General features: G+C 54.9%; 15 protein-coding genes. All 15 read right to left on the reverse strand.

Translation table 11 applies throughout. The features are described from left to right. Positions 1-5: 5 nt before the first annotated feature. Positions 6-566 (reverse strand): elongation factor P, encoded by a 561-nt coding sequence (efp, locus tag GXP52_07445; protein NOY87115.1) that lies wholly within the window; start codon positions 564-566, stop codon positions 6-8. After that, positions 563-1,030, reverse strand: a complete 468-nt coding sequence (gene aroQ / locus GXP52_07450) for a type II 3-dehydroquinate dehydratase (protein NOY87116.1) — start codon at positions 1,028-1,030, stop codon at positions 563-565. The genes efp and aroQ overlap by 4 nt, the downstream gene beginning before the upstream one ends. Positions 1,031-1,067: 37 nt before the next feature. Continuing rightward, complete coding sequence (locus GXP52_07455; protein ID NOY87117.1) at positions 1,068-1,427, reverse strand: roadblock/LC7 domain-containing protein; 360 nt, start codon at positions 1,425-1,427, stop codon at positions 1,068-1,070. Beyond that, positions 1,424-2,581, reverse strand: coding sequence for a tetratricopeptide repeat protein (locus tag GXP52_07460; GenBank protein NOY87118.1), 1,158 nt, complete (start codon positions 2,579-2,581; stop codon positions 1,424-1,426). Before GXP52_07460 ends, GXP52_07455 begins: the two co-directional genes overlap by 4 nt. 203 nt (positions 2,582-2,784) lie before the next feature. Next, positions 2,785-3,867 carry a 3-dehydroquinate synthase gene (gene aroB / locus GXP52_07465; GenBank protein ID NOY87119.1) on the reverse strand — a complete coding sequence of 361 codons (1,083 nt, stop codon included), beginning with the start codon at positions 3,865-3,867 and terminating at the stop codon, positions 2,785-2,787. Further along, positions 3,864-4,187, reverse strand: coding sequence for a hypothetical protein (locus GXP52_07470; GenBank protein NOY87120.1), 324 nt, complete (start codon positions 4,185-4,187; stop codon positions 3,864-3,866). The genes aroB and GXP52_07470 overlap by 4 nt, the downstream gene beginning before the upstream one ends. Before the next feature lie 38 nt (positions 4,188-4,225). Beyond that, on the reverse strand, positions 4,226-5,383 hold the full coding sequence (gene aroC / locus GXP52_07475; GenBank protein ID NOY87121.1) for a chorismate synthase: 1,158 nt from the start codon (positions 5,381-5,383) through the stop codon (positions 4,226-4,228). 99 nt (positions 5,384-5,482) lie between these two features. Beyond that, entirely contained in the window at positions 5,483-8,449 is a 2,967-nt protein-coding gene (pilQ, locus tag GXP52_07480; GenBank protein NOY87122.1) for a type IV pilus secretin PilQ, read from the reverse strand. Continuing rightward, entirely contained in the window at positions 8,449-9,000 is a 552-nt protein-coding gene (locus GXP52_07485) for a pilus assembly protein PilP (GenBank protein ID NOY87123.1), read from the reverse strand. Before GXP52_07485 ends, pilQ begins: the two co-directional genes overlap by 1 nt. Positions 9,001-9,003: 3 nt before the next feature. Beyond that, complete coding sequence (pilO, locus tag GXP52_07490; protein NOY87124.1) at positions 9,004-9,585, reverse strand: type 4a pilus biogenesis protein PilO; 582 nt, start codon at positions 9,583-9,585, stop codon at positions 9,004-9,006. 28 nt (positions 9,586-9,613) lie between these two features. Beyond that, a complete protein-coding gene (locus GXP52_07495) occupies positions 9,614-10,180 on the reverse strand; it encodes a hypothetical protein (protein NOY87125.1) in 567 nt (188 codons plus the stop codon). Next, positions 10,177-11,235 (reverse strand): type IV pilus assembly protein PilM, encoded by a 1,059-nt coding sequence (pilM, locus tag GXP52_07500; GenBank protein NOY87126.1) that lies wholly within the window; start codon positions 11,233-11,235, stop codon positions 10,177-10,179. Before pilM ends, GXP52_07495 begins: the two co-directional genes overlap by 4 nt. Positions 11,236-11,246: 11 nt before the next feature. Then, on the reverse strand, positions 11,247-11,477 hold the full coding sequence (locus GXP52_07505; GenBank protein ID NOY87127.1) for a helix-turn-helix transcriptional regulator: 231 nt from the start codon (positions 11,475-11,477) through the stop codon (positions 11,247-11,249). Between the two features lie 504 nt (positions 11,478-11,981). Further along, positions 11,982-13,682 (reverse strand): hypothetical protein, encoded by a 1,701-nt coding sequence (locus GXP52_07510; GenBank protein NOY87128.1) that lies wholly within the window; start codon positions 13,680-13,682, stop codon positions 11,982-11,984. A 54-nt stretch (positions 13,683-13,736) separates the two neighbouring features. Beyond that, the coding region (locus GXP52_07515; protein ID NOY87129.1) for a hypothetical protein at positions 13,737-13,934 on the reverse strand (198 nt) is incomplete at its 5' end.

The following is a 13,934-nucleotide window of genomic DNA, read 5'->3' on the forward strand; positions in this document are numbered from 1 at the left end:
CCTCCTTATCTGACACGCTCGATATATTCACCGGTCCGGGTGTCGATTCTGACAACCTGTCCCTCTTCGACGAAAAGAGGTACCTGAATGACGGCCCCGGTCTCCAGCTCCGCCGGCTTGGTCGCCCCGGATGCCGTGTCGCCCTTTACCCCGGGCTCGGACTTGGCGATTTTGAGCTCGACGAAAATGGGGAGTTCCATCCCAATCGGCCTCCCGTTATATATATGAACGATGACGGGTAACTGCTCTGACAGAAACCCTTTTTTATCCCCCAGGTCCGCGCCGGAAATACAGATCTGATCGTATGTGTTTGTGTCCATAAAATGGAAACCGTTATCATCACCGTACAGATACTGCATTTCTTTCTCTTCAAAGTTGGGCCTTTTCACCTTGTCGCCCGATCGGAAGGTCCGATCCAGGACGTTTCCGGTAACCAGGCTTTTTAGCCTGGTCCTTACAAATGCACCGCCCTTGCCTGGTTTTACATGCTGGAAGTCAGCGATAGTGAAAGGCTCGCCATCCAACTCTATTTTTAATCCCTTTCTGAACTGATTGGTAGCAATCAACAGTCCTCTCCTCCCGTTGGGTGTATTTTATCCAGGATCTGCGCAGCCCCCAAAAGGGCAAGGGTATACCCGAATGGTCCGAAACCGGATACGATACCGGAAGCTCCTTCGGAAACGAGGGACCTTCGTCGAAAATCCTCTCTTGATTGAATATTCGAAATGTGAACCTCAAAATAGGGCAGGCCCACGGCCGTGAGGGCGTCCCGAATAGCGACACTGGTATGTGTATAGGCCGCCGGATTTATGATGATCGCCTCGAAGCCGTTCCCGGGCGCTCCCTGAATGGTATCAACGATGTCGCCCTCGTGGTTGGATTGGAAAGCAACAACCTCCAGGCCTTCCTGTCCGCCTCTCTCCCGGAGCTCGGCGTGGACCTCATCGAGGCTGGCAGATCCATAATATTGCCTCTCACGGTTTCCAAGGAGATTGAGGTTCGGACCCTGGACAATGAGAATTTTTCTCATCGGCAACCTCGAAAAAGGTCTTTTTGCAAGTCCATCCTCATCGGAACTCCTTAACCAGGTCGGGCACAGCCATGCGCAACAGGTATCTGGCCTTTCCGTGATTCCCATCGGGCGTTAGCGCCAGAGCAACGAAATATTCCGGGGTTATCAGCCTGAGTAGAATTATATTGCTGGTGGTGTTGATGATAACCTCGTGAACATCCCCAGCTGAAAGGGACTTGGCGGCCTTCTGAATACTCTTGATGGCGGTGGCATATTCAATCCCCACGGTCTGGATGCTGCAGGACGGGTCAACAATGTGCTCACCAATGGCGATGCCATCCATCCCCATGATAACCACCCCCAGCACGCCCTCCGTACGTTGGACGATCTCATCAAGCACAGTCTGGAAAATCATCGTCTTTTCATCCTTTCCGCATTCTTGAGCCAACCTGCGAGGACATGAACCGGATCCTTGGGGCTCCCGGTTTGATCTTCCAAAGGGGCGATTGCTTCAGGGGGGTCCGGTTTAACCTCCACAGTCGGCTCAGGGGCGGCCTTGCCGAGTTGACGCTCCCCTACGGATCGAAGTTTTTCGTCTATTTCAACGTCGGCAGGATTCTCCTCGCGAAGCTGTTCATAGATGTGAGCAGCCTCATCGGACACCCCCTGCCGCGCATAGAGATCCGCCAGGGTCTCGGTAAAAATGTCATTTCCGGTCCCCGAAGACGAAGGTTGTTCATCAGCGTCATTGATATTCGGAGAAGTGATCGCTTCCGGAATAATGTCGATGTCGGGTATATCCTCTGTTTGGCGTTTGGTCAAGGTGGACAGTTCATCGAGGAATGCAGGGAATTGGATGTCCTCAACCTCGGCGGCGCCTTCGAGAACGGGAGCTTTCATAACAGGTTCCGGAAGAGGCTCAGGAGATATAACCGTTTCAGGATATACCTCGGGAGGTGCCTCTTCCGTCAACTCCACATCCTCCAGGGAAAAATCGTTAAACTCGTTTTCGGGAATCATAACCTCGGGAACCGGGAATGAATCCTCAGCGCCGACCCCTTCGGGCAGGGGCTCGAGGTCCTGTATCTCCGGCTCCGGCGGAAAAGGGGCTGCAACCGGTCCCCGGGCGGCATCCTCGGAGGAGAAATCGATGCCCCCTGGGTGGGCGACCTTGCTCTTCAGACTTTCGATGTCCGACTGGATCTCCACATCCTCGGGACTGAGCAGTAGAGCAGCCTGGAGAGCGCGCAGAGCGCGGGCATTTTCACCCTGGGTCATGGATATTTTAGCCAGGGTCTTTTGCGCAAGATAATTTTCGGGAGCCTCTTCCACCGCCTTTTGAATGGCTTCTCCCGCGGGGCCAAGTTCACCCTTCTCGAACAGTGCCCTTCCCAGGACCACAAACCCGCCGCTGTAATGGGGATTGTATCTCAGCCCTGCCCTGGCTGTCTGAATTGCCTCACTCAGCCTGCCGGCCTTCCGGTAGGCATCGGCCAGTGGGGCAAAAACCCTTGATCCGGGATCATCGGCCAACATCTGCTCGTAACGTTGGATATCCTGGTCGCTCATGGGACCCTCCGCGCTATAAAAACAGCAAACACAAAAAATCATCAACGCGCCCATCGAAGGGCGCCCAAATCAATGACTTGCAACGCAAGTTGTTGATTTGTAAGGAAAGTGAAAATAACACTTTTCGCTTTCCGTGGAGTAAAAAGCCATTAATGGACTTTTTACGACCCTATCAAAGATGCTATGGGAAACATGTTATCAAGTCAATCACCAATGCCCATCCGAATGAGGGTGTCAACCAGCATTCCGACATCTTCCAGGGAAGCTATTTTAGCCTTGCCGATCTCACTGATAAGGACGGCCATGATTTTTCCGCCGACGATTTTTTTGTCCCTCGACATGAAGCCCGCGAGGTCAGACGCATTAACGGTTCCGGGAACCGGGATCCTGTCCACAACAGCCAACGCCCTCCTCATTTCCGGCCTGGAAAGTCCACCTATCTCGCCTGACAGCAGGAGAGCCCCCTTCATCCCAAGCGCGACGGCTTCACCGTGGCGGAAGGTTCCGTACCCGGAGGACGCCTCCAAGGCATGGGCAAGGGTATGACCGAAGTTGAGAACCCTCCTCGGGCCGGATTCCCTCTCATCTTCCTCCACAATCTCAGCCTTTCTAAGGCAGGAAACGGTTACAATCCGCACTGCATCCACACCGCCGCGAGGTCCGAGATCCTCGTATCCCTCAAGGTAAGCGAACAGGCGCCGATCAAGGGCCAGGGCCATTTTCACAACCTCCGCCATTCCGGAGAACCAGTCGCGATCATCCAGTGTTTCAAGAACATCGGTGTCAATAAAAACGGCCTCAGGCTGGTAGAAGGTTCCCACCAGATTCTTGCCCTCCTTGATATTTATTCCGGTTTTACCCCCGACACTGCTGTCAACCATTGCCAGGAGAGAGGTGGGAAGCTGGATCAACCCTATTCCCCTGAGATAAAGGGATGCCGCCAATCCAGCCAGGTCTCCAACCACCCCACCGCCCATGGCAACGACAAGATCTCCTCTTTCCAGGCCCAACAGGGCCATTCTTCTGCACAATCGCTCAACTTCGAAAAACGATTTGCTCCCCTCACCTTCCGGAACAGTGTGGAGATCAATTTCAAAAGAAGTGCCGGCCAGAATCCTGTCAATACGCTTCCCGTATTGGGAACCGACCCGCTCATCGGTTACCACAATGAGCCGGGATCCTGTCTTTCTCGCCCCTAGAAAATCCGGAAGACCATCCCACGCTCCGGACTGGACCATGATCGGGTAGGTCCGGGAACCAAGCTGCACCTCCATGGTCCCGATCATCGCTTGCCAACCTCGCAGAAAATCTCTCCGCGCTGTTTTGCGAGGCGGGGAAGGGCTCCCCCTCCCCCGCCATTTTTTTCACTATCTCGTCTGTAACCTGTGGAGGGGGTGAGGGCATCCGTGTCGATTATCAAATGGGCCTCCTCATAGATTGCGGAACGCTCACGCAGCATTGCGGGAATAAAATCCTCGAGGGCAACCCCTTCAAGGAGAGGCCTTAGGGCCGATTCGATCCGCCGGAAATGGTTCTCCCCGAGCCGGGCGAAGATCCGAACGATGGACATCCCGGATCGGCGGACAATCCCATCATCGAGATCCACGAAAATCTCTCCTGTGCGTTGGGCAAGAAAAACCGCACTCAAAGGCTTTTAACGTAATCCTGGTAACTGTTGAAATTTCGATGCATCTCCTCCAGGGAATCTCCACCGAATTTCCGACACATATGCTGGGCGAGTACAAAGGCGATGACAGCCTCCGCAATGACACAGGCCGCCGGGACCGCCGTAACATCGGATCTCTCAACAGCAGCGGACGTTGGCCTTTTGCTGAGAAAGTGAACTGATGAAAGAGGCGAAGCGAGCGTCGGGATGGGCTTCATGGCTGCTTTTATCACGATGGTCTCGCCGTTGGAAACCCCTCCCTCAATACCCCCCGCCCGGTTGGTTTCGCGGAAAAATCCCTTTTCTCCCTGAAAACTGATGGGGTCGTGGACCTGCGATCCATCCAGGTCAGCTCCGGAAAAACCAAGGCCGATTTCCACCCCCTTGATTGCTGGGATACTCATGACTACCCGGGCCAGTTCGCCATCGAGCCGCCTGTCCCAGTGGACGTAGCTTCCCAGACCGACAGGGACCCCGAATGCCTGGATTTCCATAACTCCTCCGAGGGTTTCCCCCTCAGATTCAGCCTTCTCTATCCTTTTGATCATGGCCGTCTCCGACTTCCGATCAATACATCGCACCGGAGAATTCTCAATCTCGGGCCCCTGCTGCGGCCTGGTCAATTTTATCTTCGAGCCGCCCACACCTCCGATGGAAAGGACATGGCCCAATACTGATATATGGAATTTTTTCAGGAGAATTCTCCCCAGGGCTCCCACGGCCACCCGCGCGGCAGTCTCCCTGGCACTGGCCCTCTCAAGGACGTTTCGAAAATCCTTGTGAGCGTACTTTATCCCCCCGGAAAGATCGGCATGACCGGGCCGGGGCCGGGTAACCGTCCTGGCATCAACCTGCCCGGCATCAACGGCCATAACGGTCTTCCAGTTTTCCCAATCCCTGTTGCGAATTCGCATGGCGATGGGAGTTCCGAGGCTTTTTCCTCCCCTGACACCTGACAGGATCTCTACCCGATCACTCTCTATCTGCATTCTCTGGCCCCTGCCATAACCTTTCTGACGTCGGGCAAGATCCCGATCAACGGACTCGGCCTCTACAGCGACACCGGCCGGAAAACCCTCCACAATGGCCATAAGCGATTCACCGTGCGATTCACCCGCGGTAAGAAAACGCAGCATTTAATATTCCTCCTAAAAAAAGCGCATCCGCTGAAAAATCGGATGCGCTTTTTGCCGGGTATCATCGCCTCCCTGGAAGTGTCGGGGGGTCTCCGACCCCTATTTCTTGACTATGGACGCGTTGATAAAGATGAGCAGCTCTTCCTTGGTCTTTTCTTTGGCGGTACTTTTGAAAAGATTGCCCAGGAGAGGAAGCTTGGATAGAAAAGGAACGCTGCTTTTGCCGTCCTGTTTATTCTCTGTGTACACCCCGCCGATTACGGCGGTCCCATTGTTTTTCACGATGATCTTGGTTTCGAGCTTATGGGAGTTTACGCCGGTGTAGGTGTTGTTCTCAAAGGTGGCCTGCTGCCCCTTGCTATCCTTTTCAACAGCTACATTCATGAAAATATCATCGTTGCTCGTCACCTGCGGTGTAATTTTGAGTTTCGTCCAGATGTCGGAGAAGGATACCGATGTGGTGGTTGTAGCCCCATCGGCGCCCACGCTGGTGGAGGTCCGATTCTCAGGGAATGGGTTGTTGACCTCTATGGACGCTTCCTGGTTCTGAATAACCATAAGGGTCGGGCTTGAAATAATCTTGCCCTTGTTGGCCTGCTCCATGGCGCTGAGCCTCAGGTCGAGATTTGTAAAGCTTCCCACCGAACCGAAGGACACGCCCAGGACAGACGTCGGGTTGGATGCAGGTAGATTGACCGCAAAATCCCCACCGCCGTAGGACGCATCGCTCACTCCCGCGTTACCGAATATTTCGGTTCCCCCGCCGGTAGCGGCATGGCCGCCCCACTTGATACCGAGGTTTCTGGACCATGATTCATCCACGATGACGATCCTCGCCTCGATACGGACCTGTGGGGTAGGTATGTCCAACTCGGCGACAAGGTCCTCAATCTTTTTAACGTTTCCCTTCACGTCCTTGACGATAAGGGAGTTGGTCCTGGAATCCGTATTGATACTGCCCCTGGGACCGAGAAACGGGGTCAGTTGGCCGACAACATCTCCAGCCTTGGCATAACTCAGGGGGACAATCTTCAGGAGCAGTTCTTCCACCTGTTCCTGGGCCTTTTTTGCCGTCAGTGCGGCATTACGTTCTTTTTCGATCTGGACGACAGGGGCGATCCTGATAACGTTGCCCTCGCGGATCTGCCCAAGGCCTTTTGTCTTTAGAATCACGTCAAGCGCCTGGTCCCATGGAACGTTGACCATCCTCATGCTGATTTTGCCGCCGACATTGTCACCGGTTATGATGTTAAGCCCGCTGACCTCAGCGATAAGCCTCAGGACATTGAGAACATCCGCATTCTTGAAATCCAGGGTCATCAAATCCCCCGTATATTTCGGTGCCTCCTTAGCTTCAACTATCTGCTCGGCAGCGCCTGGAGCTTTCTGGGGAGCAACCTGCGCCTCGGCTTTAGCCGGCTTTTCCTCCATCGCCGGCTGAGCCGCCGCCGGGGCGGAAATCTCGACAGGAGCGACCTCAGCCGGCTGCTCCTGGACAGGCGAAGCCAGAATAACCGTCAAAGTAATTCCATTCTGTTCCACCTGAAACTGGGTCCCTTCCTCGTATGTCAGGCTGACCCTCGCCCCATCTGCTCCCTTTGGATTAAAGGAACTGAGCGCCAGCAGGGGACCTCCGATATCCCTCGTATCCTGGCTCCTGACGAGCCGGGTGGGAAGATCGGCTTTGTCCAGATCCACGATCAGATGGCGGGAATCCGGCTGGGAAACCGAATATTTAACCGGAGAGTCGGCAATAATCAGGACGGCGCCGCCACCCTCTTCGGTCCGGTAGCGGATATCAGATATGGCAGGACCGGGTTCGGCCTGTTTAACGTTCGTCGTCGAGGGAACAGGTTCGGGCTCAGGTGCGGCCTGCTGCGCCACAACGGCCTCTGGGGCCTGTTCCACAGCGAGTGCAGGAGCAGCCTCCGGGGCCTGTTCCACAACGGGTGGTGCAGGAGCAGCTTCCGGGGTCTGTACCGGGACGGCCTCTGCGGCCTGTTCCACAGCGAGTGCCGAGGCAGCCTCTGCGGCCTGTTCCACAGCGGGCGCCGGAGCGGCCTCTGGAGCCTGTTGCACAGGTTCAGGAACCCCCTTCACCGCAATCTCACTGGGCCCTTCTACGCCAAGTGTGACAATCAGCCGATCATCTCGGACCTCAAACACGTAGGGAGGCACCGTCTCGGCCTCAAGGTCAAGCACGAAGCGCAGTTTTCCCTCTTTTGCGTGTTCACCCACCCGGATCCTGGCTACTCCGGACATCTCCACGGGGATAACCCGCGGCTTGAATCCCTTGCTGACTCCCCAGACGTCCACAACAAGCCGTGCAGGACCTGTGAGGTTCAAGGCATCATATTTTTTCAGGGAGCCATTCCCGACAAGTTCCATACTGAAATGGCCATCCTCCTCATAGAAAAGAACCTTATTGACGACAGTCGCCGGTTCCAGGGCTGGCTGCTCGGGCACTGGAGCTACAGCCGTTGTCTCTACTGGGGTCGTCTCCTCGGGCACGGTCAGTTCCACCACCTCCGGCGCGCCCGACTGGGGCATCCCGGTCGAGGGGGATTCGACCGGTTCCTCCGGAGTCACTGCCACAGCGGCTTGGGCCGGGGCGATCTCCGGCTCGGACACGGTAACAGGTTTCATGAAATCGATGATGATCTGGTTATCGACACGCGACGTCTCATAATCCCACAGTTCGGAGAGTCCGATTTCAAGGCGACCGATGCGTCCGGCTTTCTCATCAAACTGTTCGGGAACAACGCTGGTCACGTTGCCCAGGGAAACGTCTATTTTATCACCCAGTTGGGTAACGTCGGTATCGGCAAGATCGACGATAAGTCTGAGCGGTTCGGAAAGCCTGAATACCGTGTATGTCAGGGGAGCCGAACCGTCAATGGTCAAACGGACCCTGTCCGGAAGATCCTCCCCGGTCACGGAGAGAATCCTGGCCACCGCCGCCTTTTCCACGGACTTCTTCATCTGGCCGGCCTGGCCGGCGCAGCCTGCGATCACCAGCGTTAAGGCCAGCATGGCCCACGGAAGCTTTTTGATCACACTTTTCATCACAAACTCTCCCCTTTTTTCTCGTGGAGACGGAGGACCGTTTCCTGAGTAATCTTACGGCCCAGATAATCCTCAAATTCTTCCTGAACAACAATATTCTCGGATGTGATCCTTGTAACCTTTCCCCTGTTTTGTCCAATAGGGGTTCCAACGGTTACGATATATGGCTTTCCGTCCGGGGCAATAATCTGAGCCATGACCTTCTTGCCCATAATGACAATTCCGTCGACCTTCAGGTCGGAAAGGGAAACCCGCTGAAGTGGGGTCAGCTGCTCTTCCGGGACGGAATTTTTCAACTTACGCACCTTGACAAGGGAAACGAACGGGTCCCTGAGACCGGCGGGGTTGTAAACAAACACACCCGCTCCTTCCGTTTTTCCCTCCTTTGCCACCGGCACCGCGGCGGTTTTCTTATGCGGCTTAACGGTCACCGGAACCTTGGTGCTCGGCGGAGGAGTGGACTTCTGACACGCCACGGTTCCGAAGGCCATTAGAACCACAAGTGACAACACTGCGAAGCAGGCGCGAGTACCATGCCGAACGGATCGCATGGATCAACCCCCCTTCTCAATGTATCGGTAGGTGGTAGCAAGGGCACTGATATCCAGAATCATCGAGCCCGTTTCTTCGTCCTCCATCGGATGCCCCATGGTGATATTTCCAACGTTGATAATCCTGGGGAGTTTACTCACGGCGTCGAGAAACATCCCCAACTCGTGATAGCCTCCCTTGACCTTGATCTGGATGGGAACCTCAGCGAAAAAGTCCCTGTTCACATCGCTCATGGGTTTTACATAGACGACCTGCAGCCCATTGATGGATCCGAGATTGCTGAGCGTCTCAAGCAGGTTGGGAATCTCCCGCTTGTTAGGCAGTTCCTGGACAACCCTGGTCAATTGAAGGTTGAGCTTCTCCACCTCCTCCTTGAACCTCGGCAAATTCCTGGCGATGGCCTGATTCTCGTTGAGCTTCGCCTGTTTGTTGCTGTATTCAGTCTTAAGCCTGTTATACACCTCAGCCTTGCCCCGGTAAAAAGAGTACCAATAGAGGCCCACAATAACCCCGGCGACCACCAGAATCAGCAGTGCCTTTCTCGCCGGCGATAGGTTGGCGACGGTTTCGGCATCTATAGCCATTTCCTTCTCCTTCCTGCCCCAGGCTTACCTATGCCTGATTCTGCCCATTGGCGATCTTGCAGCGGATGGAAAAATCGTTGACCCTGATCTTCCGGTCCCCGAGTTTCATATCCTGTTGGGTGGTTACGTCCAACTCCACATCACTGAAGTACTCCGATTTGTCCAGGTTTCTCATGAAATTCGCTATATCATCGGGAGTCATGGATTTTCCCCGGATCGTCAGATTGTCTCCCCGTTCCTGTACGAAGAGAAGCCAGACCTGCGGAGGCAGCGCCCTGTTGAGCTCATCCATAACGTGAACCTGAAGCTGTCTGTTCATCCTGAGCTGACCGATCACCCTTATCTTTTCCTGAAGGACCTTTTTGTCGGCCTTGAACTTCTCAACCTGTTTAACCACCTTGGAAAGCCGGGCGATCTCTGAATCCACACGGGAAAGATCAGCACGGGTATTGCTGATCTTCCTGTTGGTGGACGAATTCCAGTAATAGATCCCGATGAAAACCAGGATAAGCAGCAGAAAGAAAAAAAGCTGCTGCTGCCGGGCGCTCAGTGCCCGACGCTCCTCTCTAACCGGAAGAAGATTTATCTTAATCATCGGTCATGCGCCTTTCTGATGGCCAGCCCGAGTCCGATACTGAGCATGGGACCGACCTCCTCAATATACGCCGGGTCGAACTTCTTCTTCTGGAAGGTAATGCTCTCAACAGGGTTAATCATCTCAACCTGCACCCCAAGCCTCTGCTCAATAGACTGGACGATGCCCGAAACCTTGGCCCCTCCCCCGCAGAGGGAAACCCGGCCGATCTTGATCTCCGGGTTGGACGAGTTGAAGAAGTCCAAGGACCGCTGGACCTCCTGCCCCAGGTTGTCCGAGATAACCCCCAGGATAGGCTTGACCTCAGCGGGACCTTTTTCACCGACGGTCTCCCCCCTTTTTAACTGGTCGGCCTCATCAAAGCTGACCTGCAGCTGCTTCTGGATTGCCTCGGTAAACTGGTTCCCCCCAACGGAGATATCCCGCGTGAAGATGGACACCCCATCCTTTATGATGTTGATGTTGGTTGTAGATGCGCCCACGTTCACGAGGGCGACTACTTCCTCCGGCGGAAGCACATAATTCGTCTCGTACATATTCTCCAGGGCAAAGGCGTCCACGTCCGCTACCACCGGGTTGAGGCCGGCATCCCTGACAACATTGACGAGGTCGTTGATGACGTCCTTCTTAACCACCACCAGGAGAACGTCCATCTTACCTTCATCCCGGGAGGGGCCGAGGATGACGAAATCCATATTTACCTCGGAGGCGTCGAAAGGAACGTACTGTTCGGCCTCAAACTGGATGTTTCTTTCCAGTTCCTCCTCCGTCATATCCTGGACCTTGATCTTCTTGATGATCACCGAGTGCCCTGATACGGATACGGCCACGTCCTTAACCTTCAGCTTGATGTCGCGCACCATCTCCCTGATGGTATCGCTGATGACGCCGGCGTCCATGATGGCCCCGTCAACGATGGCCTCCTGGGGGAGGGCCCGGACCCCTAGATTGACAAGGCGGTACCCCTTCCCCGTTTCCTTGAGCTGGACAACCTTTATGGAACTGGAACCGATATCCAGTCCGGCCAGATTTTTGGAACCCCCAAACAGCGCCATACAAACCTCCCCTAATCGAGGAAAACCTTGGTTCTCTCATCAAGGCTCATCCCAAGAGCGATGATAATCTTCCTCTTTGTATCCATGCGGCAGGGCAGTCCCTTTTCAATCCGGTCCACCGTCGGGATCGACACCTCCGCACGCCGGGCAAGTTCCGCCCTGGAGATCATCATAGCCTCTCTCAGCTTCCGGACGTTATTGTCCCTGCTGTCCCTCTGTCGACCTTTCTTCGCCTGTTCCATATCTTTCCTCGATCATAACTATTGACAACCTCTACCCCAGCCCGGGGCTAAACCGTCCACGGTTAGCTGATGGACTTTTTCCCGACCCATCACAGATGGAAAACAGTTTCAAAAACCGACAAATTCTTTTAAATATATGCAAACTTACTAAAATTTGTATAAACTATGAAAAACAAAATATGGTTTGTCAAGTATTTTTTTTAAAAAAATCTTCTTTTATGGTAAGTTACGGCTATCCCTTCAACGAAAACCACAATATTTTGTACTTAACCCATCCTTTTAACACAACTAATTGTATAAAACACCAAAACACCTCACACTGTTGGCAAGTGTAAATCGGTACGTTTTTTCGTATCGTCCGACAGATCCTCATATATACTCTCACGAAAAATTCCCCGGGATCTCTCCCGGGGAATTTTTCGTTTCAGGTTTCATCTCTGGCTTATATGTTTGTTACCCATATCCTGACTGCTCCTTCCACCCTCTGGACTCTGGACCCTACCTCTAATACACCCTCTTCCAATCCCTGTCTGTAAAGGAGAGGACATTGTGTCCGCCGGGAATGCCCGGGGGGAGGTAATTCTTCAGCGCGGGGACCTGAAACATGTCCGGGACCTGGGCGAAGTTAACCACCCCGCCGATGACCGTGCCGCCGAATTTGGCTTGCTTATTGAAATTGATCTGGGTCGCGGCGTAGTAAAACCCCGTGTAGGCATCACCGGAACGGCCGGTGAAGGTGATGTCGGCCGGAGTCACCACGCCCAGGCTGTTCGTATTGGTTCCCCCTTTCAGGTATCCTCCCAGGGCCTTGAAGTCTCTGCTTATAGTCGTCGAGTCACGCACGAAGAGGGTGGCTCCCGCCTCCGGGTCGCTGCCGGTGGTGGAGGACGCCGGGCCCACTGCGATGTATTCCATCCCTCCACCTCCTCCCATCATCCCTCCACCGTGTCCGCACCCTCCGCCGCTGCCCAGTGACAGTGCCCCGTTTATGACCACGTTGCCCTGGATGGTCAGGATCTTTGAGGGTTCATCCCAGGAGAGTCCATTGCCGTATGCGTCCACGTTGGAGAAGGAGGCCGTGGATCTTGATATGGTCACGTCGGAGTTTATGACTACCCCGACGGAATCCGAGGTTGAAAAGCAGCCGGTACCCGTTGCCCAGTCCTCGTAAATCTCCCGGGCGATGTTGGAGTCGCTGCCTCCGTAACCCTCTGAAGCGATGCAGTTGCTGATGAAGGCACTGCCGAACTCCCCGGTCAGCCCATCCAGGATGGTGGGCATGGGAACGTCGGGCACTTCGGACGAAAACTCGTCGTAGTAGCTGGTCTGCGATCCCCAGGTCATGGTTCCGTCCACGTTGATGTTCGAGTAGGCCCCGTTGGCGCTGGATGTACCGACCGAAGCGGACCCGCCCAAGGTGAAGTCACCACCCTTGACCCGGATCTTCGCGTCCAGGTCGGTCACCGGAGGAAGGAGACCGCTCAAGCCGCCCAGCCCATTATGAGCGTCGGCATAGTTGTTGTAGAAACCGAGGGATCCGGACGCGTTCATGTTTCCCCTTGAATAGATGCTGCCCGCCAGGTCCACGGACCCCCGGAAATGTCCCGTGATCCCCGCGCCGGTGAAGATGGCGTTGTTGTAGGGGGACAGGTCCTCCACCTTGAGATGATACTCTACTGCCGCCACTCCGCCAAGGCCGGTGGCGTAGGACATGAGGTAGACCTCCGTGGGGCTGACCTTGTAGAGGTAAAGCTGGTACGAGCCCTTTCCAACACTGGTGCCTCCGGTGAAGTTGAGGCGCTTGACGGCCGGGCTGTTCAGGTACATGTCCATGGAGCGGACGTTTACATCGAAGGCCGTGGACCCGTTGTTGGCGGTCTCGGTGACGGTTCCGGCCACAGCGTAGGTGCTGTTGCCCCAGGGACTGCCGGCGCCGCTGTCGTTTTCGAAATCCTGGATGAGGTTCGAAAGGCCCCTCTCGAGACCCGCGTCGGCCGCGTAGAAAGCCTGGCTGGAGATCTTCTGGTTGGCGGCCATCTTGACCTCCACGATGGAGGTGTTGAGTGTGAGTAGGCCCAGGACGGTCAGGACCGTGATGATGAAGAGCGCGATCACCAGGGCCGCACCCCTCTCGTCTCTTGTCTTTTCCGTTTGCCGCGTGTATTTTTCCATGATATTGACCTCTCTTTCTACTTTACAATCCATCTACCTTCAATCCTTCTATCTTCAATCTCTCCGCTTTCATGGCCGACCCGTACGCTACTGCACTGTGTAGGAGTAGGCCGGCTTGTCGATGGTAAATGCCGCCGCGCAGCCCGAGGCGGTATCGGTGAGCTGGACGTCCACCTTCTCGCCCAAAGAGAACTTGCTGCTCTGTGGCGTAGTGAGGGAGAAGGCGCCGCCGGTGGTGGTACTACCTGAAAGATTAAAGGTACCTGTGGTGGCCGAATGGACCTC

The organism is Deltaproteobacteria bacterium (assembly GCA_013151915.1).
Classification (GTDB): Bacteria; BMS3Abin14; BMS3Abin14; order BMS3Abin14; family BMS3Abin14; genus BMS3ABIN14.